The organism is Streptomyces sp. NBC_00503, assembly GCF_036346895.1.
In the GTDB taxonomy this organism is placed as follows: domain Bacteria; phylum Actinomycetota; class Actinomycetes; order Streptomycetales; family Streptomycetaceae; genus Streptomyces.
The window spans coordinates 6,172,128-6,194,367 of sequence record NZ_CP107855.1; the positions used below are offsets into that span (position 1 = coordinate 6,172,128).

Genomic DNA, 22,240 nt, shown 5'->3' on the forward strand with positions numbered 1-22,240 from the left:
CTTCGACGGTAGGCGCACCCGGGCCCGGGGGGAAACGGGCCGGTGGAAAATGGGGCGCGGCCGCCCGTCCTGACCAGGAACAATCGATCACGTGTTCCTGACGATCTCCACCACCGGTTCCCCCGAACGACCCGCCACCGACCTGGGCTTCCTGCTGCACAAGCATCCCGGGAAGGTGCAGGCGTTCTCCACCTCCCACGGCACCGCCCACGTCTTCTACCCCGAAGCCACGGCCGAGCGGTGCACGGCGGGCCTGCTCCTCGAGGTGGACCCCGTCGCGCTCGTGCGGCGCGGCCAGGGCAAGGGCCGGGGCGGCACACCCGACGCGGCGCTCGCGCAGTACGTCAACGACCGGCCCTACGCCGCCTCGTCCCTGCTGGCCGTGGCGCTCAGCGGGGTGTTCCGCACCGCGCTCAAGGGCGAGTGCGTCCACCGCCCCGAGCTGCCCGACGAGGTCCGCCCGCTGCGCGTGGAGATCCCGGCGCTGCCCGCACGCGGCGGGCCGGACCTGGTGCGCCGACTGTTCGCCCCGCTGGGCTGGGACTCCGTGGAGGTGACGCCCGTACCGCTCGACGAGACGTTCCCGGAGTGGGGCGACTCCCGGTACGTGCGCCTCGTCCTGGAGGGCGAGCTGCGCCTGGCCGACGCCCTGCGCGGGCTGTATGTCCTGCTGCCCGTGCTGGACGACGCCAAGCACTACTGGATCGCCGCCGACGAGGTGGACAAGCTGATGCGCGCCGGAGAGGGCTGGCTCGCCGAGCACCCGGAGAGCGGGCTGATCACCTCCCGCTACCTCGCCCGCCACAAGCGGCTGACCCAGGACGCCCTGGAGCGCCTGGAGCTGGTCCGCCTCGCCGAGGCCGACGGCAGCGAGGTCGAGGAGCTCGACAATGCGGTCGACGAGTCCCGGGACACGGAGGAGCGGCCCGTGCCGCTCGCGGTGAAGCGCCGCGACGCGATCCTGGCCGCGCTCCGGACCGCCGGCACGGCCCGCGTCCTCGACCTGGGCTGCGGACAGGGCCAGCTGGTGCAGGCCCTGCTCAAGGACCCGGCGTACACCGAGATCGTCGGAGTGGACGTGTCCATCCGGGCGCTGAACCTCGCCGCGAAGCGGCTGCGGCTGGAGCGGATGGGGGAGCGGCAGAGCTCCCGCGTCCGCCTGATGCAGGGCTCGCTCGCGTACACGGACAAGCGGCTCGCCGGCTACGACGCGGCCGTGCTCAGCGAGGTCATCGAGCACCTGGACCTGGAACGGCTTCCCGCCCTGGAGTACGCGGTCTTCGGCGCGGCCCGCCCGCGCACGGTCCTGGTGACCACCCCGAACGTCGAGTACAACGTCCGCTGGGAGTCCCTGCCCGCCGGGCACGTCCGGCACGGCGACCACCGCTTCGAGTGGACCCGCGAGGAGTTCCGCTCCTGGGCGGGCCAGGTCGCCTCCCGGCACGGCTACGCCGTCGCGTACGTGCCCGTGGGGGACGAGGACCCGGAGGTCGGGCCGCCGACCCAGATGGCCGTCTTCACCCAGCTCACCGACGCCGACATCGCCGCCACGGCCGCCACAGCCACGGCGGCCACCGACACCGCCACCACCGACACCCCGAAGGAGGGCGAGGCAGCATGACCACCGAGACCGGGACCGAGACCGAGACCGGCACCCGCACCGACCGGGGGCGCGTACTTCCCGTCACCGACCTGTCCCTCGTCGTGCTGATCGGGGCCACCGGATCGGGCAAGTCCACCTTCGCCCGCAAGCACTTCAAGGCCACCGAGGTCATCTCCTCCGACTACTGCCGGGGGCTCGTCGCCGACGACGAGAACGACCAGAGCGCCAGCAAGGACGCCTTCGAGGTCCTGCACTACATCGCCGGCAAGCGCCTCGCCGCGGGCCGGCTCACCGTGATCGACGCCACCAGCGTCCAGGCCGAATCCCGCCGGCAGCTGGTCCAGCTCGCCCGCGAGTACGACGTCCTGCCCATCGCGATCGTCCTCGACATGCCCGAGGAGGTCTGCGCCGAGCGCAACGCGGCCCGCCCCGAGCGGGCGAAGCTGCCCCGGGCCGTCATCCAGCGCCACCGCCGCGACCTGCGGCGCTCCCTGCGCGGGCTGGAGCGCGAGGGCTTCCGCAAGGTGCACGTGCTGCGCACGCCCGAGGAGGCCGACTCGGCCGCGGTGGTGCTCGAGAAGCGCTTCAACGACCTCACCCACCTCACCGGTCCCTTCGACATCATCGGCGACATCCACGGCTGCGCCTCCGAGCTGGAGACCCTCCTCGACAAGCTCGGCTACCGGGACGGCGACCACCGCGCCCACCCCGAGGGCCGCACCGCCGTCTTCGTCGGCGACCTCGTCGACCGGGGCCCGGACAGCCCCGGCGTGCTGCGCCGCGTGATGGGCATGGTCGGGGCCGGCAACGCCCTGTGCGTGCCCGGGAACCACGAGAACAAGCTCGGCCGTTACCTCAAGGGCTCCAAGGTCCAGCAGACCCACGGGCTCGCCGAGACCATCGAGCAGCTGAGCCACGAGCCGGAGGAGTTCGTGCGGGAGGTCCGCACCTTCATCCAGGGCCTCGTCAGCCACTACGTGCTCGACGGCGGCAAGCTGGTGGTCTGCCACGCCGGTCTGCCCGAGAAGTACCACGGCCGCACCTCCGGCCGGGTGCGCTCGCACGCCCTCTACGGGGAGACCACCGGCGAGACCGACGAGTTCGGCCTGCCCGTGCGCTACCCGTGGGCCGAGGACTACCGGGGCAAGGCCGTGGTCGTCTACGGCCACACCCCGGTCCCGGACACCAGCTGGATCAACAACACCATCTGCCTCGACACCGGTGCCGTCTTCGGCGGCAGGATGACCGCCCTGCGCTGGCCCGAGCGCGAACTGGTCGACGTACCGGCCGAGAAGGTCTGGTACGAGCCGGTCAAGCCGCTCGCCGCCGAGGCGCCGGGAGGCCACGACGGACGCCCGCTCGACCTGGCCGACGTCCACGGCCGCCGGATCGTCGAGACCCGGCACCTGGGCAACGTCAACGTGCGCGAGGAGAACGCGGCCGCCGCCCTGGAGGTGATGAGCCGCTTCGCCGTGGACCCGCGCCTGGTCCCGTACCTCCCGCCGACCATGGCGCCCACCGCCACCTCCGTGGAAGAGGGCTACCTGGAGCACCCGGCCGAGGCCTTCGCGCAGTACCGCAAGGACGGCATCGCGCAGGTCGTCTGCGAGGAGAAGCACATGGGCTCCCGGGCCACCGTGCTGATCTGCAAGGACGCCGACGCGGCCCGCGCACGGTTCGGGGTCGACGGCCCCACCGGTTCCGTCTACACCCGCACCGGACGGCCCTTCTTCAAGGATCCGGAGGTCACCGAGGAGGTCCTCGCCCGGCTCCGGGCGGCCGTCACCGACGCCGGTCTCTGGGAGGAACTGGACACCGACTGGCTGCTCGTCGACGGCGAACTGCTGCCCTGGTCGCTGAAGTCCGGCGGACTGCTGCGCAGCCAGTACGCCGCCGTGGGCGCGGCCTCCGGCGCCGTCTTCTCCGAGGCGCTGGCCGCCCTGGCGGCCGCCGCCGGGCGGGGCATCGACACCGGGGAGCTCCTGGAGCGCCAGCGCGGGCGGGCCGCCGACGCGGCGAAGTTCACCGACGCCTACCGGCGTTACTGCTGGACCACCGACGGGCTGGACGGCGTACGGTTCGCCCCGTTCCAGCTGCTGGCGGCGGCCGGGCGCTCGCTGGCGGCCGTCCCCCACGACGAGCAGCTGTTCTGGCTGGACCGCCTCGTCGCCGCCGACGAGGCCTCCGGCACGGGCCTGCTGCGCCGCACCGGCCGGATCCTGGTGGACCCGGCCGACGAGGCCTCCGTACGGGCGGGCACCGACTGGTGGCTGGAGCTGACGGCCGCCGGCGGCGAGGGCATGGTCGTCAAGCCGCTCCAGGCGTACGCCAAGGACGGCAAGGGCCGCCTCGTGCAGCCGGGGGTGAAGGTGCGCGGCCGCGAGTACCTGCGGATCATCTACGGTCCCGAGTACACGCGTCCGGACCACCTGGAGCGGCTGCGCCAGCGCCACCTCGGGCACAAGCGCTCGCTCGCCCTGCGCGAGTACGCGCTCGGGCTGGAGTCCCTGGACCGGCTGGCGGCCGAGGAGCCGCTGTGGCGGGTCCACGAGGCGGTCTTCGCCGTCCTCGCGCTGGAGTCGGAGCCGGTGGACCCGCGGCTCTGACGGCGTCAAGGAAGAGCCCCCGTACGGCCGGTCATTAGGTCGTATGGGGGAACTTTCACCGAGAACTCCGGGAAAACCACCGGCGGGATCGTTCATCCAGGGCAGCGGAATGTCCGCGACCTCTGGAAGGACGGAACGTCACCTATGAAGATGACCGCGCGCGGAAGCATTGCGGCACTCATGACCTGTATGGCAGCGGCCGGCGCGGCCACCCCGGCCATGGCCGACGCGGTGCCCGTGAGTGTCCCCCTGGACGCGGTGCGCACCACGCTCGGCGTGGACGTCCCGCACATCGCCACCGGGGTGCCGGTGCCGGTCGTCGGCGCCCCGCAGGCGCCCGTCCACCACACGGGGGACCTGCTCCCGACCCCGCTGCTCCCGGTCGTGCCGATCGCCACCGACCTCGGGGACACCCTCGTCACCTCCCCGGTGCCGAACCTGGCCGGCCGGCCCGAGACGGATGGCGAGGGTTCGTTGGGTGCGCCCGCGACCACCGTGCACACCCGCAGCCCCGGCCTGATCCTCGGCGCCCCGCTGAGCATGCCGGACGGGTCCAACTACGGGCTGCCGAACCTGACCGCTCCCAAGCTGGGCCTGGCCGCCCCCGAGCTGACGGGAACCCCGGAGGCCCTCCTCGGCCTGCGCTGAACCGGCCTGCGCTGAACCGGCCGACCCGAAACGGCCGGCCCGAAGCGTCGGCCCGAAGCGTCGGTCCGAACCGGCCGGTCCCAAGCGGCCGGTCCGACGCCGCGTCAAAAAGCCGCCCGGTCTGCGAACGTGTACGGCATGGGATTCCATGTCGATTCCGAGACCGGGCGGCTTCGCCGCGTCATCCTCCACCGGCCCGACCTGGAGCTGAAAAGGCTCACACCGAGCAACAAGGACGCCTTGCTCTTCGACGACGTGCTCTGGGTGCGCCGGGCCCGCCAGGAGCACGACGGCTTCGCCGACGTACTGCGCGACCGGGGCGTGGCGGTCCACCTCTTCGGCGACCTGCTCACCGAGGCCCTGGACATTGCCGAGGCCAGACACCTCGTACTGGACCGGGTCTTCGACGAGAAGGAGTACGGGCCGCTCGCCACCGACCACCTGCGCTCGGTCTTCGACTCGCTGCCCTCGGCGGACCTGGCCGAGGCGCTGGTCGGCGGGATGACCAAGCGGGAGTTCCTGGAGCGGCACGCGGAGCCGGTGTCGGTCCGCTTCCACGCCCTGGAACTCGACGGCTTCCTGCTGGGGCCGCTGCCCAACCACCTGTTCACCCGGGACACCTCCGCCTGGATCTACGACGGGGTCTCCATCAACGCGATGCGCTGGCCGGCCCGGCAGCGCGAGACCGTGCACTTCGAGGCGATCTACAAGCACCACCCGCTCTTCACCACCTCCGGCGCCTTCCACTACTGGTCGCAGGGTCAGGCCGACTACCCCTCCACCATCGAGGGCGGTGACGTCCTGGTCATCGGCAACGGGGCCGTGCTGATCGGGATGAGCGAGCGGACCACCCCGCAGGCGGTGGAGATGCTGGCGCGCGGGCTGTTCGCCGCCGGCTCGGCCACCTCGATCGTGGCGCTCGACATGCCGAAGCGGCGGGCGTTCATGCACCTGGACACCGTGATGACGATGGTGGACGGAGATACGTTCACCCAGTACGCGGGCCTGGGCATGCTGCGCTCCTACACGATCGAGCCGGGCGACGGCGCGAGCGAGCTGAAGGTGACCGACCATCCGCCGGAGCACATGCACCGGGCCATCGCCGCCGCCCTCGGGCTGGACTCGATCCGGGTGCTCACGGCCACCCAGGACGTGCACGCGGCGGAGCGCGAGCAGTGGGACGACGGCTGCAACGTGCTGGCGGTGGAGCCGGGCGTGGTCGTCGCGTACGAGCGCAACGTCACGACCAACACCTACCTGCGCAAGGAGGGCATCGAGGTGATCGAGATCCCGGGCAGCGAGCTGGGGCGGGGGCGGGGCGGACCGCGCTGCATGAGCTGCCCGGTGGAGCGGGACGCCGTCTAGGGGCCGTCCAGCAGCAACCGGGGCCCGAGCCCGAGGCGGACACCACACTGATCTGCATGTATATCAATGCAGAGGCTCGTATAGACTTCCAGAGTTCCCCTGTCACCGTGACTCTGGAGTCCCCATGGCCACCGACCTCGTCGGCCGAAGTTTCCTCAAGGAGCTCGATTTCACCGCCGCCGAGTTCCGCGGCCTGGTCGAGCTCGCCGCCGAACTCAAGGCGGCCAAGAAGGCCGGGACCGAGCAGCGTCGCCTCCAGGGCAAGAACATCGCCCTGATCTTCGAGAAGACCTCGACGCGCACGCGCTGCGCCTTCGAGGTCGCCGCGGCCGACCAGGGTGCCCACACCACGTACCTCGACCCCTCCGGTTCCCAGATGGGCCACAAGGAATCGGTCAGGGACACCGCACGGGTCCTGGGCCGGATGTTCGACGGCATCGAGTACCGGGGCGAGGCGCAGGACACCGTCGAGGAGCTCGCGGCCCACGCCGGCGTGCCCGTCTTCAACGGCCTCACCGACGACTGGCACCCCACCCAGATGCTGGCCGACGTGCTCACGATGACCGAGCACTGCGCCAAGCCTCTGGAGCGGATCGCCTTCGCCTACCTCGGCGACGCCCGCTTCAACATGGGCAACTCCTACCTGGTCACGGGCGCGCTGCTGGGCATGGACGTACGGATCGTCGGGCCGAGGCACTACTGGCCGGCCGAATCGGTGGTGGCCGCGGCCCGCGAGCTCGCCGCCGCCAGCGGCGCCCGGATCACGCTCACCGAGGACGTGGCCGAGGGGGTGCGCCAGGCGGACTTCGTCCTGACCGACATCTGGGTCTCCATGGGTGAGCCCAAGGAGGTCTGGGACGAGCGGATCGAGGCCCTGGCCCCGTACGCCGTCACCATGGACGTGCTGCGCGCCACCGGGAACCCGGACGTGAAGTTCATGCACTGCCTGCCGGCCTTCCACGACCTCGGCACCAAGGTGGCCCGGGAGATCCACGAGCGGCACGGGCTCGAGTCGCTGGAGGTGACGGACGAGGTGTTCGAGTCCGCGCACTCGGTGGTCTTCGACGAGGCCGAGAACCGGCTGCACACGATCAAGGCCGTCCTCGTCGCGATGCTCGCGAAGCCCGGCGCATAGTCATGCGCCGGTGGCGGAGCCGGTCGGGCTGTCGCTCGGGCGCCAGCTCGGGCTGCCCGTCGCTCTAGACGGGGGGCCGGGCCGGCAGCGTGAACCAGACCGCCTTGCCGTGCGGGGTGCGGCGGTGGCCGCAGGCCGAGCTCAGGGTCCGGATCAGCAGCAGGCCGCGGCCGTGCTCCTGCCAGGGGTCGGGGTGGGCGTCGTCCGGGCGGGCCGCGGTGAGATCGGCGGGGGCGTGCGGATCGCCGTCGTGGACCTCGACCTGGCAGCCGTTCGCCAGCAGCTCCACGACGAGCTCGATCGGGGCGGTGCCGGGGGTGTGCTCGACGGCGTTGGCGACCAGCTCGGCGGTGAGCAGCTCGGCGGTGTCGCTGTCGGCGGGCGCCTCGATGTCGGCGAGGGCGGTACGGACCAGGGCACGGGCGATCGGCACGGCCGCGGCCGAGTGCGGCAGGGCGATCCGCCAGGCGTGTGCGTCGCGGGGGTGGGGGATGTCGGAGGCGTCGGGCAAGGCAGGACCGTCCGTTCCGTGGGGTCGGGGAGCGTTCGGGGGGTTCGTAGCGGGTGATGCGGTGGGAAATCCTGCTTTCAACGATACGAAGTGGAAATGTCTCCTCGTAGGGCACCCCGACGTGAGCGCAAGGGACCAGGGCCACCAGGTGTTCGGGACCTTCGGCGCGTGTGGCCCGTTTCCGTGAGGTGGGGCCCTGGGCCTGTGGATGCAGAGCTGTCGGATGCAGGTGTCGCGTTTCTGTGACGGCGGTCACGGTCCGGTGATACCTTCGGGAAGGTGAGCCCCTTCCTTGGTTCCGCACCAGCGACCGAACGATGGCGCCACCTGCGGGTGGACCGGCAGGACGGCGTCGCCACCGTCACCCTCGACCGCCCCGAAAAGCTGAACGCGCTCACCTTCGGCGCCTACGCCGACCTGCGCGATCTGCTCGCCGAACTGTCCCGGGAGCGTTCCGTACGCGCCCTCGTGCTCGGCGGCGAAGGGCGCGGCTTCTGCTCCGGCGGCGACGTGGACGAGATCATCGGTGCCACCCTCGCCATGGACACCGCCCAGCTCCTCGACTTCAACCGGATGACCGGCCAGGTGGTGCGCGCCCTGCGTGAATGCCCCTTCCCGGTGATCGCCGCCGTGCACGGGATCGCCGCCGGGGCCGGAGCCGTCATCGCGCTCGCCGCGGACTTCCGGATCGCCGACCCCACCGCCCGCTTCGCCTTCCTCTTCACCCGGGTCGGCCTCTCCGGCGGGGACATGGGCGCCGCCTACCTGCTGCCCCGGGTCGTCGGCCTCGGACACGCCACCCGGCTGCTGATGCTGGGGGAGCAGGTCAGGGCCCCCGAGGCCGAGCGGATCGGGCTGCTGAGCGAGGTCACCGAGGAGGGCAAGGCCTCCGTACGGGCCGCCGAGCTCGCCGCGCACCTCGCCGCGGGTCCCGCCCTCGCCTACGCGCAGACCAAGGCCCTGCTCACCGCGGAACTGGACATGCCGCTCGCCGCGTCGGTGGAGCTGGACGCGAACACGCAGGCGCTGCTGATGAACGGCGAGGACTACCGGGAGTTCCACGCGGCCTTCACCGGGAAGCGGCCGCCCCAGTGGAAGGGCAGGTGATCCCGTGTCCGCCGCAGACGAGACCGCAGACGCGACCGCAGACACGACCGGGGACGAGACCGCAGACGCGACCGCAGGCCTGACCGGCGGCCCGACCCACGACCGGCTGCGGATCGCCGTCGTGGGCGGCGGACCGGGCGGGCTGTACGCCGCCGCGCTGCTGGCCCGCCAGGGCCACGCGGTGGAGGTCTGGGAGCGCGGCGCCCCCGACGACACCTTCGGCTTCGGGGTGGTGCTCTCCGACGAGACCCTCGGCGGCATCGAAGAGGCCGACGCGGTCGTCTACGCGGCCCTGTGCGCGGAGTTCGTGCGCTGGGACGACGTGGACATCGTGCACCGGGGCCGGCTGCTGACCTCCGGCGGCCACGGCTTCGCCGCGCTGGGGCGCCGCCGGCTGCTGGAGATCCTGCACGAGCGGTGCGCGGGCCTCGGGGTCCGGCTCCGCTTCCGCGCCCCGGCGCCCGACCCGGGCACCCTCTCCGCCTCGTACGACCTGGTGGTCGCCGCGGACGGGGTGAACAGCGCGATCCGGGAGAGCGGGGCCGGGCACTTCGGGCCGACGGTGACGGGCGGGCGCTGCCGGTACGTCTGGCTGGCCGCCGACTTCGCCTTCGAGTCCTTCCGCTTCGAGATCGCGGAGACCGAGCACGGGGTGATGCAGCTGCACGCCTACCCGTACTCGGGGGACTCCTCCACCGTGATCGTGGAGATGCGCGAGGAGGTCTGGCAGGCGGCCGGTTTCGACCTGTGCGACGAGGAGGAGTCGGCGGCGCGCTGCGCCAAGATCTTCAGCGAGGCGCTGGGCGGACGGCCGCTGCGCGGGAACCGCTCCGCGTGGACGCGGTTCCGTACCGTCGTCAACGAGCACTGGTCGCACGGCAACGTCGTCCTGCTCGGTGACGCGGCGCACACGGCGCACTTCTCGATCGGCTCCGGCACCAAACTGGCGGTGGAGGACGCGCTCGCCCTGGCCCGCGCGGTGGGCGCCCGAGGTGACGGCTCCATCCCCGACGCCCTGGCCGCGTACGAGGCCGCCCGGCGGCCGGCGGTGGCCTCCACCCAGCGGGCGGCGGCCGCCAGCATGCGGTGGTTCGAGGAGGTCTCCGGATACGTCGGCCAGCCCGCCCGGCAGTTCGCCTTCAACCTCCTCACGCGCAGCCGCCGGGTCACCCACGGAAACCTGGCCCTGCGCGACGCACGGTTCGCCCGTGCGGTGGAAAGGGAGTTCGGCTGCCCCGACACGGACCCGGGAACTCCGCCGATGTTCACGCCGTTCACGCTGCGAGGACTGACCCTGCGCAACCGGGTCGTGGTGTCCCCGATGGACATGTACTCGGCGACTGGGGGTGCTTCGGCAGCCGCCGAAGCCGGCGTGCCGGGAGACTTCCACCTGGTGCACCTCGGCGCGCGGGCGCTCGGCGGGGCCGCCCTGGTGATGACGGAGATGGTCTGCGTCAGCGCCGAGGGCCGGATCACGCCCGGCTGCACCGGCCTGTACACGCGGGAGCAGGCGGCCGCCTGGGCGCGGATCGCCGACTTCGTGCACACCTCGGCGCCCGGAACCGCGCTCGGGGTCCAGCTCGGGCACTCCGGCCGCAAGGGGTCGACCCGGCTGATGTGGGAGGGCATGGACTCCCCGCTGACCGAGGGCAACTGGCCGCTGGTGGCCGCCTCCGCGCTGCCGTACCGGCCCGGGGTCTCGGCCGTCCCGCGCGCCCTGACCACCGGCGAGCTCGCCGCCGTCCGCTCCGACTTCGCGGCCGCCGCGGTCCGGGCCGCGGACAGCGGCTTCGACCTGCTGGAACTGCACTGCGCCCACGGCTACCTGCTCTCCGGCTTCCTCTCCCCGCTCACCAACCACCGCACCGACGCCTACGGCGGCCGGCTGGAGAACCGGCTCCGCTTCCCGCTGGAGGTCTTCGACGCGGTCCGCGCCGTCTGGCCCGCGGACCGGCCGATGACGGTCCGGCTCTCGGCCACCGACTGGGCACCCGGCGGAACCTCGCCGGACGAGGCCGTGGCCATCGCCGAGGCCTTCGCCGCCCACGGGGCCGACGCCATCGACGTCTCCACGGGCCAGGTGGTCGCGGAGGAGACCCCGGAGTACGGGCGCTCGTACCAGACCCCGTACGCAGACCGGATCCGCAACGCCCTGGGCGTCCCGGTCATCGCCGTCGGTGCGATCTCCTCCTGGGACGACGTCAACTCCCTGCTCCTGGCCGGGCGCGCCGACCTCTGCGCGCTGGGCCGCCCCCACCTCTACGACCCCCACTGGACCCTGCACGCGGCCGCCGAGCAGTCCTACACCGGCCCGGCCGCGCCCTGGCCCTCCCCCTACCTGGCGGGCAGCCGCCCACCGCCGACGGGACGGGGGTAGGGGGTCCCGGCGGCTCAGACGAGGGCCACCTCGATGCGGTCCTCGACCGGGGTGTAGCCCAGGCGCTGGTAGACGCCGTTGCTGGTGGGGTTCGTCAGGTCGGCGAAGAGCAGCACCTCCGAGGCGCCGGCCGCGTACGCCGCTTCGCTCGCCGCGTACGTGACCCCGGCCGCGTAGCCGCGGCCGCGGAGCCCGGGAGGTGTGTAGACCGGGGCGATCCGGCTCACCGCGCCGATCGGGCGGAAGAACCCGGCCAGCGAGACCGGGGTCCCGGCCTCCTCCCAGAGCAGCATGCCCCCGTACGAGAGCCGGTCGCGCAGGGCGCCCTCGGAGGCGGCTCCGCCCTCCCCGGACTCCTGCTTGAAGGCGGTGACCCAGTCCAGCAGCAGCGGCAGGTCGGCCTCGGTGGCGCGCCGGGACCGCCCGGCCGGTGCGGGATCGGGGGCGATGAGCCCGGCGAGCCGGTAGAGGCGGTTCTCCTCGGCGATCTCGGTGGGCCTGCCCCAGGCGGCGGCCAGCACCTGCCCGTCCTCGCGGCGGGCGCTCAGCACGTCGACCCCCGCCAGCAGCGGCTCGGCGGCGAGCGCGGTCCCCAGCTCCCGGACCGCCTCCGCGGGCAGCGCGCCGATCAGCAGGGGGTACGGCGGGGTCCACATCAGGGCGCCGGTGACGACACCCTCCTGGCCGGGGGCCCGTCCCGTCCACCAGCCGAAGGAGGGGGCGGCGGAGCCGTAGGCGTCGAGGCCCCGCCGCTCCAGAGCGTCGAGCGCGGTCAGGAGGATGGTGTTGACGACGGGCTCGGCGGCGATGGCCGGGCGCGCGGCGGCCAGATAGGCCGCCAGATCAGAGCTGAAGGTCCATGTCATGCCCCATCGTGGCGTGGACCGGGACGCACCCGCAGCCGGTTTTCCGGCGCCCGGGGGCCGCCTACGGCTCCACGAACCTCGCGCCGATGTCCCGCAGCCGGGTGTGGAGTTCGGTGAAGACCGCCGCCGCGCGGTCGCCCGGCCAGTCCGCCGGGAGGAGGTCGCGGGGCAGGCCCGGGTCGGCGTACGGCAGGCGGCGCCAGGTGTCCAGGGCGAGCAGGTAGCCGCGGTAGGCGGCCTCCGCGGTGGGGGCCGGGCCCTGCTGGAGGGCGCGCAGGGCGGGCTCGTGCAGGTCCAGGAACTCCTCGTGCTGTTTGGCCAGCGCGGCCAGGTCCCACCAGCGGGCCACGGCCTCCGCGGTCGGGGCGAAGCCCAGGTGGGCGCCGCGGAACAGCTCCACGTACGGCGTCAGGTGCAGCCGGTCCAGGGTGCGCCGGGTCTCCCCGTGCAGATGGGCCGGGGCGATCCAGACGCCCGGTGCCACCGCGCCGAAGCCGAGCCGGGCCAGCCGGGAGCGCAGCAGGTGGCGCTTGGCGCGCTCCTGCTCCGGGACGGAGAACACGGCCAGCAGCCACTCCCGGGACCGGCGCGGAGCCCCGTAGATCCGCCCGTCACCGTCCTCCAGGAGCTGGCGCGCCTCCTCGGAGAGCTCGTAGCCCGCGGCGCCGTCCTCGGCCCGCGCGGGCAGCAGGAAGCCGCGCCGCTTCAGCCGGGACACCGACGAGCGGACGGACGGGGCGTCCACTCCGGCCGCGCCCAGCAGGCGGACCAGCGCGGATACCGGGACCGGGCCCGGGAAGGCCCGCCCGTAGGCGCCGTAGAACGTGACGATCAGAGATCGCGGGGTGTGCTGCTCGACCACGAGATCACTGTAGATCGAGATCTCGATCGCGCAGCCGGAACCTCTGCAGCTTGCCCGTCGCCGTGCGGGGCAGCGCGGGCAGGAAGACGAAGGCGCGCGGGCACTTGTGCGGGGCGAGCTCGGCCCGCATGAAGGTGCGCAGGGCCTCCTCGGTGAGGACCACGCCCTCCCGCAGGACCGTGTACGCCACCACGACCTGACCGCGCCGCTCGTCGGGACGGCCGACCACCGCCACCTCCAGCACGTCGGGGTGGCGCAGCAGGGCCTCCTCGACCTCCGGGCCCGCGATGTTGTACCCCGCCGAGACGATCATGTCGTCGGCCCGGGCGACGTAGCGGAAGTAGCCCTCCGCGTCGCGGATATAGGTGTCGCCCGTGACGTTCCAGCCGTCGCGCACGTACTCGCCCTGCCGCGGGTCCGCGAGATAGCGGCAGCCCACCGGCCCCCGTACGGCCAGCAGCCCCGGTTCCTCGTCCGCGACCGGGCGCCCCGCCTCGTCCACCACCCGGGCCTGCCAGCCCGGCACCACGCGGCCGGTCGTACCGGGCCGGATGTCCTCGTCGGCCGCCGAGATGAAGATGTGCAGCAGCTCCGTGGCCCCGATCCCGTTGATGATCCGCAGACCCGTGCGCTCGTACCAGGCCTGCCAGGTGGCGGCCGGCAGGTTCTCGCCCGCCGAGACGCAGCGGCGCAGCGCGGAGAGGTCGTAGGCGCCCGTGTCGTACGGGCCCAGCGTGTCCAGCATCGACCGGTACGCGGTGGGCGCGGTGAACAGCACCGACACCCGGTGCTCGGCCAGCGCGGGCAGCAGCCGGCGCGGGGCGGCGTCCGCCATCAGCAGCGCCGAGGCGCCGGCCCGCAGCGGGAAGACGACCAGCCCGCCGAGGCCGAAGGTGAAACCGAGCGGCGGGCTGCCCGCGAAGACGTCGTCCGGGCGGGGGCGCAGCACCTCCCGGGAGAAGGTGTCGGCCACCGCGAGGAGGTCGCGGTGGAAGTGCATGCAGCCCTTGGGGCGCCCGGTGGTCCCCGAGGTGAAGGCGATCAGCGCCACGTCGTCGGCGGAGGTCTCCACCGCCGGGAAGGGCTCCGGATGGCCCTGTGCGAGGTGCAGCAGGTCGTCGGGGGAATCGCCGCCGTACGCGGTGATGCGCAGGCCCGGCACCTGGGCCTTGACCAGGTCGTCGACCACCTCCGCATGGCACAGGGCGTGGCTCACCCGGGCCATCGCGCACACCGTGGCCAGCTCCTGCGCCCGCTGCTGGGCCAGGACGGTGACGGCCACCGCACCGGCCTTCATCACCGCCAGCCAGCAGGCGGCGAGCCAGGGGCCGGTGGGGCCGCGCAGGAGCACCCGGTTGCCGGGGACCACGCCGAGGTCGGCGCGCAGGACGTGCGCGAGCCGGTCGACGCGGGCGCTCAGCTCCCCGTACGTCCACACCGTGCCGTCCGCGCCGCGGAAGGCGGGGCGGTCCGGGCCCAGCCGGGCGATGGTGGCGTCGAGCAGCTCCACCCCGCAGTTGAGCCGGTCGGGATAGGCCAGCCCGGGGAGTTCGAAGAGGAGCCGCGGCCAGGCGTGCGCGGGTGGCAGATGGTCGCGGGCGAAGGTGTCACGGTGAGCGGAAGGCTTGAGCTCCAAGGCGGGTTCGCCCCCTTGTGACGGTCCGGGCCCCGGTTGGGGACCCGGCCCCCAGTGAATGGAACCGATGGACCTTGAGTTGCCGAGAAGGTGGGGCTGTGGGGCTGCCGTACGGTCGCAGCACGAGCGTATCGTGATGGTGACGGCAGTCAATGGGACGCGATAGGGGCTGAGGCATTCGGATGACGGGAATCTCGGGATTCGCCGGATCGGCCGGGTCCACAGGGTCGGAAGGGGCCGCAGGGGCGGACGGGGCGGACGGGGTGGGGGCCGAGGGGGCCACCGGGTCGGGGGTCGCGGGGTCGAGCGGGTCGGCCGAGTCGGGGTCCGCCGGGTCGGTCGGGTCGGGCTCCACCGGATCGGCCGGCTTCGCGCTCGGGGCGGCACAGGAGGAGTGGTGCGCGCGGCTGCGCGACCTCGCGGCCCGGTCGCTGCGACCGCTCGCCGAGAAGGGGGAGCCCGGCCGGGTCAACCGGCCGCTGCTGGCCGCACTGGGCGAGGCGGGACTGCTGGAGCGGCTCTTCACCTCCGGCGCGCTGGAACTGTGCCTGCTGCGCGAATCCCTCGCCTACGGCTGCACCGAGGCCGAGACGGCGCTCGCCCTCCAGGGGCTGGGCGCCCACCCGGTGCTGCGCTCGGGCACCGCGGCGCAGCGGGAGCGCTGGCTGCCGGGGGTACGGGCCGGCCGGACCGTGGCGGCCTTCGCGCTGAGCGAGCCCGGGGCCGGCTCGGACGCGGCGGCGCTGGAGCTCGAAGCCGTACGGGAGGTACGGGACGGGGCGGCGGGCTGGCGGCTGCACGGGCTCAAGCGCTGGATCTCCAACGCGCCCGAGGCCGATTTCTACACGGTCTTCGCCCGGACCGGCGAAGGCCCGGGGGCCAAGGGGATCAGCGCCTTCCTGGTCCCGGCCGACCGGCCGGGGCTCTCGGGCGAGCCCCTCGACATGCTCTCCCCGCACCCGATCGGCGCGCTGTCCTTCGAGGGGGTCCCGGTCGGCCCGGACGACCTGCTGGGGGAGCCCGGCCGCGGCTTCCGGGTGGCCATGGACACCCTGAACCTCTTCCGCCCCAGCGTGGGCGCCTTCGCCGTCGGGATGGCGAAGGCCGCCCTGGATGCGACGGTGGCGCACACGGCGTCCCGTACCGCCTTCGGTGGCGTCCTGGGGGACCTGCAGGCCGTGGCGCACCGGGTGGCCGAGATGGCCACCCGCACCGAGGCCGCGCGGCTCCTGGTCTACGCGGCCGCGGGCGCCTACGACAGCGGCTCGCCCGAGGTGCCGAGGCGGGCGGCGATGGCGAAGCTGCTGGCCACGGAGACGGCCCAGTACGTGGTCGACCACGCGGTGCAGCTGCACGGGGCCGCGGCCCTCCAGCGCGGGCACCTGCTGGAGCACCTCTACCGGGAGGTACGGGCGCCGCGGATCTATGAGGGGGCGAGCGAGGTGCAGCGCACGATCATCGCGAAGGAGCTCTACCGGGACCACTCCCGGGCGGCGAAGGAGGGCGGGGCATGAGCCCGGAGCGGATCAACCCGCCGGAGCTGTCCCCGGCGACGGGGTTCTCGCACGCGGTGGTGGCCACCGGGAGCCGGCTGGTGTTCCTGGCCGGACAGACGGCGCTCGACGGCGCGGGCAAGGTGGTGGGGGAGAGCCTGCCGCAGCAGTTCGAGCGGGCGCTGACGAACCTGCTCGCGGCGCTCGCGGCGGCGGGCGGCGCACCGGCCGATCTGGCGCGGGTCACCGTCTACGCGGTCGACGTGGCCGACTACCGGGCCTCGGCCGCCGAACTCGGCCGGATCTGGCGCCGGTTGGCGGGGCGCGAGTACCCGGCGATGGCGGTCGTGGGCGTGGTCAGGCTGTGGGACGAGGCCGCGCTGGTCGAGATGGACGGACTCGCGGTCCTGCCGTAGGTCGTTTGTGCTGGTGGGAGCGGGTGCCTTTGACAGTGGGCTGGGGAGGGTGGAGGGTGGAAATGCCTTGTTTCGGGGCAATTCGCCCCTTCAATAGCGGAGGTGCATGAACATGCGCCGTGGGTTCGTTGCGGCAGCCGTGGCAGGAGCGGCCGGGATCACACTCGGTCTGATGCCCCTGGGAAGCGCCTTTGCCGCTACCTCTACTTCCCCCTCGGGTCTGCCGCAGACGTATCAGTGTTCCGACTGGCGTGGTGACGGCTGGTGGCGCAACTGCTGCGACCCGTCACGTGGAAGCGACCGGCCCAGCTGGTGCTGGGACAACAGCAACTGGAACAACGACAGCTGGAACAACAACTGGGACAACAGCAATTGGAGCAATGACCACTGGAACGACGGCCGCCATGACGGTGACTGGAACAACCACGATCACGACGGCGGCTGGAACAACGACAGTTGGAACAACGACGGCGGCTGGAACGGCAACGGCGGCCACGGGCACGACGGTGGCTGGAACGGCTGACCGGGCCGCGATGCGCGACCCGCTGGTGGTCCGGGGGTGAGGGTCCGGGGGTGATCTCGCGGAACGGCTGCGTCCTCGTACGGATGCCGGGCAGAATCCCGTGTGCTGTGCACGCAGCGCACGTCCGTGCGACCGTCACCTCGGGGAGCAGTCGGTGTCGTCCCAAGAGATCCAAGAGATCCCCTTAACGATCACTCCGCAGCAGGCCGCCCACGGTGTGATCGTTCCGGTGACCCTGCCGACCGGCCCGGCCCGGCTCAGGATCCCGCCGTGCAAGGACGGGGACCTCGTCCGGGTCCGCGTCGGCGGTTCCGAGGTGCTGGCCCGGATCCGGGTCGGCCCGGCCGCCGGTGCGGCCGCCCCGGGGAGGGTTCCGTCGCCCCCACCGCCCCCGCCACCCCCGCCACCGCCGCCCTCGCCCCCCTCGCCCCGGCACCCGGCCTCGCCCTGGATCTCACCTCCGGGGCCGGCGCTTTCCGACGCCCGGCCCCAGGGGCAGGGCCCGGCCCAGCCCCCGGCCCCGGGGCAGCCCGGTGCCGGGAGCGCTTCGGGCGCGCGCGGATGCCTGGTGGCGCTCGGAGTCCTCGTCGCGATCATCGCGGGCGCGGCCGTGCTGAGCGGCCTGAACCACGACGACGACACCGAGGCGGCGCCGGAGCCCGCACCCTCCTTCAGCGTCTGGTCGCCCGACCCGGTCCCGGTCCCGGTCCCGGTCCCGGTCCCGACCGCGGTGCCGAGCACCCCGGCCGGCGGCGCCGTGCCCGCCCCCGCACCCGTGCCCTCCGAGGCGGCCCCGACCCCCTTCGACCGGGGCACCTGCCTCAACGGCTCGCTGCCGGACTCGACGACCGCGCAGAAGGTCACGGACGTGGAAGAGGTCTCCTGCTCGGCCTCCGACGCCCACTACCGGGTGATCGAGAGCATCCCGCTGACCTCGGACCTGAACCGCTGCAACGACAACCCGAAGACCGAGTACGCCTTCTCCTACCGCTACACCGTCAACGGAGCCACCCTCAACCAGTACGTGTACTGCCTGGTCGGCATCGGCTCCTACGCCCGCCAATGAACGCCCGGCAGGATCCGGAAGAGAGCGCCTAGCCCTCCAGCAGGTTCCCCATCCACTCCTCGATCCCCGCCACCGTGCGGGGCAGGGCGCCCGACATCAGGCGGGCGCCCTCGGCCGTGATCACCAGGTCGTCCTCGATGCGGACGCCGATGCCGCGCAGCTCCGGCGGGAGGGTCTCGTCGTCGGGCTGGAGGTAGAGACCCGGCTCGACGGTGAGGACCTGGCCCTCCTCAAGGACCCCGTCCAGGTAGGTGTCCGCCCGCGCCTTCGCGCAGTCGTGCACGTCCAGCCCCAGCATGTGCCCGCTGCTGCACAGCGTGTACCGGCGGTGCAGATCGCCCTCGGCGTGCTTGAGCACGCCCCACTCCGCGAGCCCCTCGGCGATCACCCGCATTCCGGCCCGGTGGAAGTCGCGGAAGCTCGCGCCCGGCCGCAGCGCCGCCATGCCCGCGTCCTGGGCGGCCAGGACCAGCTCGTACACCTGTCGCTGGACGGGCGAGAACCGTCCCGAGAGGGGGAGGGTGCGGGTGATGTCCGCCGTGTAGAGGGTGTCGGTCTCCACGCCCGCGTCCAGCAGCAGGAGTTCGTTCCCGTTCAGCCGGCCGTCGTTGCGGATCCAGTGCAGGACGCACGCGTGCGCGCCCGACGCGGCGATCGTCTCGTAGCCGGTGCCGTTGCCCTCGGCGCGGGCGCGGCGGTTGAAGACCCCCTCGATCCAGCGCTCCCCGCGCGGGTGGGCCAGCGCGCGCGGGAGGTCCCGTACGACGTCCTCGAAACCGGCGGTGGTGTGGTCGACGGCCAGCTGGAGCTGGGCCACCTCCCACGCGTCCTTGACCAGGCGCAGCTCGGAGAGGGCGGCGGCGAGTGCGGAGTCGGTGGCCGCGTTGCGGCCCGCCGGGCTGCCGAGGGTGTCCAGGTGGGCGCAGCGGATCCCGGAGAGCCGTTCGGCCTCGGCGAGGTCGGGGCGGCGGCCGACCCAGAACTCGCCGTAGCGGCGGTCGCGGTAGAACTCCTCGTTGCCGTCCACGCGCGGGGAGCGGGGGCGCAGGTAGAGGACGGCCTCGTGTGCGTGCGGGCCGGCGGGCTCCAGGACCAGGACGTGGCCGGCCTGGTCCTCGCCGGTGAGCCCGGTCAGCCAGGCGTACGCGCTGTGCGGGCGGAAGCGGTGGTCGCAGTCGTTGGTGCGGACCTTCAGTTCCCCGGCCGGGATGATCAGTCGCTCGCCGGGGAACCGGGCGGAGAGCCGGTCGCGGCGGGCCGGGGTGACGGCGTGGCCGGGGGTCCGGTCGGCGGCGGGAAGCGGTGAGGCCGCCCAGTCCGAGGCCATGAACCGGGACAACTCCGGTGATACCGGCAGGTCGTGGCTGCCGATGTTGAGCCCGGTGGTGGGGCGGGAGGGGGTGTCGGTCACGGGGGCTCCCTCAAGAAGATGCGAACTGGTGGGCGCACAGGTCTTGTCAGTGCAATTTCACATTACTATGTTACAGCTCACACCGCGGCACGTTAATCCCCGTCAAACGCCGTGTGACGCCGGGCAGTTCAGGCACCGCAGTTCGCATATCGGCAGTTCGCGCACCATTTCCCCCACCTCCCCTCCCAGCAGGAGTCTTTGGTGTCCCAGCACAGAGTCGTGCGTACGTCCCTCCTCTCCGCCGCCGTCGCGGTCACCCTCCTCGCCACCGCCGGCCAGGCCGTGACCCAGGCCGCCGAGACCGGCGCCCCCGCCCGGGTGGCCGGCACGTCCACGCCCGGAATATCGACGCCCGGCACCTTCACCGCGGGCGCCCCCGGGGCGAACCCGTTCGACGAGGTCGACCACCTCGCCCAGCAGCAGGAGAGCGTTCCGGCCCCCGCCCCGGCCCCCGGCGGCCAGGCCGTCGCCGACGGCCGGGTCCCCGGCGCCGCCACCAAGGCCAACGCCGCCACCGCGCCCGCCGCCAAGAGCGGCAAGTTCGCCGCGGCCGCCCAGAGCGACGCCTCGGGCGTCCCCTGCACCCTCGACGGGATCACGAACCTCACCCCCGAGCAGTTCGCCGACTTCCTCGCCGACCAGGCCGTCACCGCCGACGTCTGCCTGCGCGGCCTCATCTGGACCTGGGACGCGCGCCTCGCCCCCGTCATGTCCGATGCCCACGTCCAGGCCGTCTCCCGGCGGATATCCGCCCTGTCCGCCGCACACGACGGACGGAACTCCTCGCACCTGGAGGAGATGTTCAACTACCTGCACGCCGTGGCCTACCACGACTACTCGCGCGCCGAGATCGACATCACCGACGCCCCGACCGTCGACGCCATGCGCCGCGCCGTCGCCGACTTCGGCGCCGCCGCCCACACCTTCGACACCACCGCCTCCAACGCCCGGACCTTGCGCGAGGCCCTCTACGCGGCCAGCGCCCCGGGCCTGCGCCAGTACCAGCTCGGCCTGATCAAGCAGGTCCTGGCCACCATGGACGCCTCGCACACCGCGACGAACCTGGACGCCAACTGGGCCGGCGCGGCGCTCGCCGCCCTCTCCGTCAACTACCTCGGCGTGTACCCGGGCAACAACGACGCCGCGTTCCAGGCGGCGGTGGCCGCCGACGCCTCGTACCGCGCGACCTTCAAGAACTTCGCCGCCTACACCCACCTCAAGGGCACCGGCAACGCCTGGGTGGCGCGCGACGCGCTGGGCGAGTACGGCCGCTTCGGCCAGATCGACAGCCTCAGGAGCGGTGTCGTCGCCGACCTCGGCGCGCTGCTCGGCCCGGTCAAGTCCGCCTTCGGCGACGGCAGCGAGCAGTGGGCGAAGATCGTCTCCTGGCTCAACTTCTACCAGGAGTGCAAGCAGTACGGGGTGTGCAAGGAGGACATCGAGAAGCAGCTCTTCCCGAACACCTACACCTACGACAACGGCGGCATCAAGGTCCGCACCGCCCTCGACCGGGCCACCGTCGACCAGCTCTACTATGCGAGCAAGCAGGTCAAGACGCAGTTCCACCGGGTCCTGGGCACCGACCAGCCGATCGCGGGCGACCCCAACACCACGCTGAACATCGTGCTGTACGCCTCCCGCGCGGACTACGTGAACTACCACCCGATCCTGACGGGCTACAGCACCAACAACGGCGGCATCTACATCGAGAACGGCGCGACCTTCTACACCTACCAGCGCCGCGTCCCGCAGGACTCCTCCCTCACCCTCGAGGAGCTCTTCCGCCACGAGTACACGCACTACCTCAACGGCCGCTTCGCCGTGCCCGGTTTCTTCGGCCAGGGCGCCTGGTACCAGGGCGACCGGACCACCGCCATGGACGAGGGGACCGCCGAGTTCTTCGACGGCGCGACCCGCGACAACGGCATCGCCGTACGCAAGTCCCTGGTCAGGGGCATCATCAACGACACGGCCGGCGGCGGCCCGCGCATGACCGTGGACCAGCTGCTGCACGCCACCTACGCCAACGACGGCTTCCGCTTCTACAACTACGCGGGCACCTTCTTCGAGTTCCTGTGGACCGAACACCCCACGCTCCTGCGGGAGATGTACGGCCGCCTGCGCGCCGACGACCCGGCGGGCTTCGACGCCTGGCGCAGCCGGATGGGCGCGGACCAGTCCCTGCAGCGCGACTACAACCGCTTCCTGGACACCCAGATCGCCAAGGTGGACCAGCTGTACGTGCCGAACACCTCCTTCACCCCGAACGCGCAGCTGCGCGACGCGGCGCTGGCGGACGTGAAGTCCTCCTTCTACACGGCCACTTACAGCAACCCGGACTGCGTGGAGAACGGGGACGCGGGCAAGCGCCGGTTCACCTGTACCGGCAAGATCACCGCGAACCTGTCGAACTGGGCCAGCGGCGACCAGAACTTCAAGGACATGTCCGAGACGGTCGACTACTTCATCCTCGACCGGGCGGGCGCGGCCTCGAACAACCTGGCCGACATGAACTGTTCCTTCGGCCCGCTGGAAGTCTGGCCCAACCACGTGGCGGGCACCTCGAGTTACAGCTGCGAGGGCCCGCTGCGCAGCTGACCCCGACGCAGGCCGGT

17 protein-coding genes are annotated in these 22,240 nt (G+C 72.7%); 12 read left to right on the forward strand and 5 right to left on the reverse strand.

Annotated elements, in window-relative coordinates:
• The first annotated feature begins 91 nt into the window (after window positions 1–91).
• From OG490_RS28420 to argF, 5 genes are all read left to right on the forward strand, one after another.
• Window positions 92–1,621, forward strand: coding sequence for a 3' terminal RNA ribose 2'-O-methyltransferase Hen1 (locus OG490_RS28420; protein ID WP_330299106.1), 1,530 nt, complete (start codon window positions 92–94; stop codon window positions 1,619–1,621).
• A complete protein-coding gene (locus tag OG490_RS28425; protein ID WP_330299107.1) occupies window positions 1,618–4,209 on the forward strand; it encodes a polynucleotide kinase-phosphatase in 2,592 nt (863 codons plus the stop codon). Before OG490_RS28420 ends, OG490_RS28425 begins: the two co-directional genes overlap by 4 nt.
• Before the next feature lie 180 nt (window positions 4,210–4,389).
• Window positions 4,390–4,857 carry a hypothetical protein gene (locus OG490_RS28430; RefSeq protein ID WP_330299108.1) on the forward strand — a complete coding sequence of 156 codons (468 nt, stop codon included), beginning with the start codon at window positions 4,390–4,392 and terminating at the stop codon, window positions 4,855–4,857.
• Between the two features lie 138 nt (window positions 4,858–4,995).
• Window positions 4,996–6,222: an arginine deiminase gene (locus tag OG490_RS28435; protein WP_330299109.1), complete on the forward strand. Its 1,227-nt coding sequence runs from the start codon at window positions 4,996–4,998 to the stop codon at window positions 6,220–6,222.
• A 124-nt stretch (window positions 6,223–6,346) separates the two neighbouring features.
• Window positions 6,347–7,357, forward strand: coding sequence for an ornithine carbamoyltransferase (gene argF, locus OG490_RS28440; RefSeq protein ID WP_330299110.1), 1,011 nt, complete (start codon window positions 6,347–6,349; stop codon window positions 7,355–7,357).
• Window positions 7,358–7,421: 64 nt separating this feature from the next.
• Here argF and OG490_RS28445 read toward each other — a convergent pair whose 3' ends face one another.
• Window positions 7,422–7,868, reverse strand: a complete 447-nt coding sequence (locus OG490_RS28445) for an ATP-binding protein (protein ID WP_330299111.1) — start codon at window positions 7,866–7,868, stop codon at window positions 7,422–7,424.
• Window positions 7,869–8,147: 279 nt separating this feature from the next.
• Here OG490_RS28445 and OG490_RS28450 point away from each other — a divergent pair, with 279 nt between their 5' ends.
• Window positions 8,148–8,975, forward strand: a complete 828-nt coding sequence (locus OG490_RS28450) for an enoyl-CoA hydratase family protein (protein ID WP_330299112.1) — start codon at window positions 8,148–8,150, stop codon at window positions 8,973–8,975.
• Between the two features lie 106 nt (window positions 8,976–9,081).
• On the forward strand, window positions 9,082–11,352 hold the full coding sequence (locus OG490_RS28455; RefSeq protein ID WP_330301104.1) for a bifunctional salicylyl-CoA 5-hydroxylase/oxidoreductase: 2,271 nt from the start codon (window positions 9,082–9,084) through the stop codon (window positions 11,350–11,352).
• A gap of 14 nt (window positions 11,353–11,366) precedes the next feature.
• Here OG490_RS28455 and OG490_RS28460 read toward each other — a convergent pair whose 3' ends face one another.
• The 3 genes from OG490_RS28460 to OG490_RS28470 all read right to left on the reverse strand — a co-directional run bounded on the left by OG490_RS28460 (window position 11,367) and on the right by OG490_RS28470 (window position 14,716).
• Window positions 11,367–12,218, reverse strand: coding sequence for a GNAT family N-acetyltransferase (locus OG490_RS28460; RefSeq protein WP_330299113.1), 852 nt, complete (start codon window positions 12,216–12,218; stop codon window positions 11,367–11,369).
• A gap of 61 nt (window positions 12,219–12,279) precedes the next feature.
• A complete protein-coding gene (locus OG490_RS28465; protein WP_330299114.1) occupies window positions 12,280–13,080 on the reverse strand; it encodes a PaaX family transcriptional regulator in 801 nt (266 codons plus the stop codon).
• A 4-nt stretch (window positions 13,081–13,084) separates the two neighbouring features.
• Window positions 13,085–14,716, reverse strand: coding sequence for an AMP-binding protein (locus OG490_RS28470; protein ID WP_330299115.1), 1,632 nt, complete (start codon window positions 14,714–14,716; stop codon window positions 13,085–13,087).
• Between the two features lie 182 nt (window positions 14,717–14,898).
• Here OG490_RS28470 and OG490_RS28475 point away from each other — a divergent pair, with 182 nt between their 5' ends.
• The 4 genes from OG490_RS28475 (at window position 14,899) to OG490_RS28490 (ending at window position 18,214) form a co-directional block, all read left to right on the forward strand.
• Window positions 14,899–16,230 (forward strand): acyl-CoA dehydrogenase family protein, encoded by a 1,332-nt coding sequence (locus OG490_RS28475; RefSeq protein WP_330299116.1) that lies wholly within the window; start codon window positions 14,899–14,901, stop codon window positions 16,228–16,230.
• Window positions 16,227–16,625, forward strand: coding sequence for a RidA family protein (locus tag OG490_RS28480; RefSeq protein WP_330299117.1), 399 nt, complete (start codon window positions 16,227–16,229; stop codon window positions 16,623–16,625). The genes OG490_RS28475 and OG490_RS28480 overlap by 4 nt, the downstream gene beginning before the upstream one ends.
• Before the next feature lie 106 nt (window positions 16,626–16,731).
• On the forward strand, window positions 16,732–17,148 hold the full coding sequence (locus tag OG490_RS28485; RefSeq protein WP_330299118.1) for a hypothetical protein: 417 nt from the start codon (window positions 16,732–16,734) through the stop codon (window positions 17,146–17,148).
• 154 nt (window positions 17,149–17,302) lie between these two features.
• Window positions 17,303–18,214, forward strand: a complete 912-nt coding sequence (locus tag OG490_RS28490) for an LppU/SCO3897 family protein (protein WP_330299119.1) — start codon at window positions 17,303–17,305, stop codon at window positions 18,212–18,214.
• Between the two features lie 28 nt (window positions 18,215–18,242).
• On the opposite strand, the gene OG490_RS28495 is transcribed toward OG490_RS28490, so the two are convergent.
• Window positions 18,243–19,625 carry an aminopeptidase P family protein gene (locus OG490_RS28495; RefSeq protein ID WP_330299120.1) on the reverse strand — a complete coding sequence of 461 codons (1,383 nt, stop codon included), beginning with the start codon at window positions 19,623–19,625 and terminating at the stop codon, window positions 18,243–18,245.
• Window positions 19,626–19,826: 201 nt separating this feature from the next.
• Between OG490_RS28495 and OG490_RS28500 the strand changes: the two genes are divergently transcribed.
• The gene (locus OG490_RS28500; protein WP_330299121.1) at window positions 19,827–22,223 is read left to right on the forward strand and encodes a collagenase; all 2,397 of its coding nucleotides are present in this window, start codon (window positions 19,827–19,829) and stop codon (window positions 22,221–22,223) included.
• The last annotated feature ends 17 nt before the right edge of the window (window positions 22,224–22,240 follow it).

What these genes read in the sequence shown, in the direction of transcription:
- OG490_RS28425 (WP_330299107.1), top strand. Translation starts at nt 1,618, where the DNA reads ATGACCACCGAGACCGGGACCGAGACCGAGACCGGCACCCGCACCGAC.
- OG490_RS28430 (WP_330299108.1), top strand. Translation starts at nt 4,390, where the DNA reads ATGACCTGTATGGCAGCGGCCGGCGCGGCCACCCCGGCCATGGCCGAC.
- OG490_RS28435 (WP_330299109.1), top strand. Translation starts at nt 4,996, where the DNA reads ATGGGATTCCATGTCGATTCCGAGACCGGGCGGCTTCGCCGCGTCATC.
- argF (WP_330299110.1), top strand. Translation starts at nt 6,347, where the DNA reads ATGGCCACCGACCTCGTCGGCCGAAGTTTCCTCAAGGAGCTCGATTTC.
- OG490_RS28460 (WP_330299113.1), bottom strand. Translation starts at nt 12,218, where the DNA reads ATGACATGGACCTTCAGCTCTGATCTGGCGGCCTATCTGGCCGCCGCG.
- OG490_RS28475 (WP_330299116.1), top strand. Translation starts at nt 14,899, where the DNA reads ATGACGGGAATCTCGGGATTCGCCGGATCGGCCGGGTCCACAGGGTCG.
- OG490_RS28480 (WP_330299117.1), top strand. Translation starts at nt 16,227, where the DNA reads ATGAGCCCGGAGCGGATCAACCCGCCGGAGCTGTCCCCGGCGACGGGG.
- OG490_RS28485 (WP_330299118.1), top strand. Translation starts at nt 16,732, where the DNA reads ATGAACATGCGCCGTGGGTTCGTTGCGGCAGCCGTGGCAGGAGCGGCC.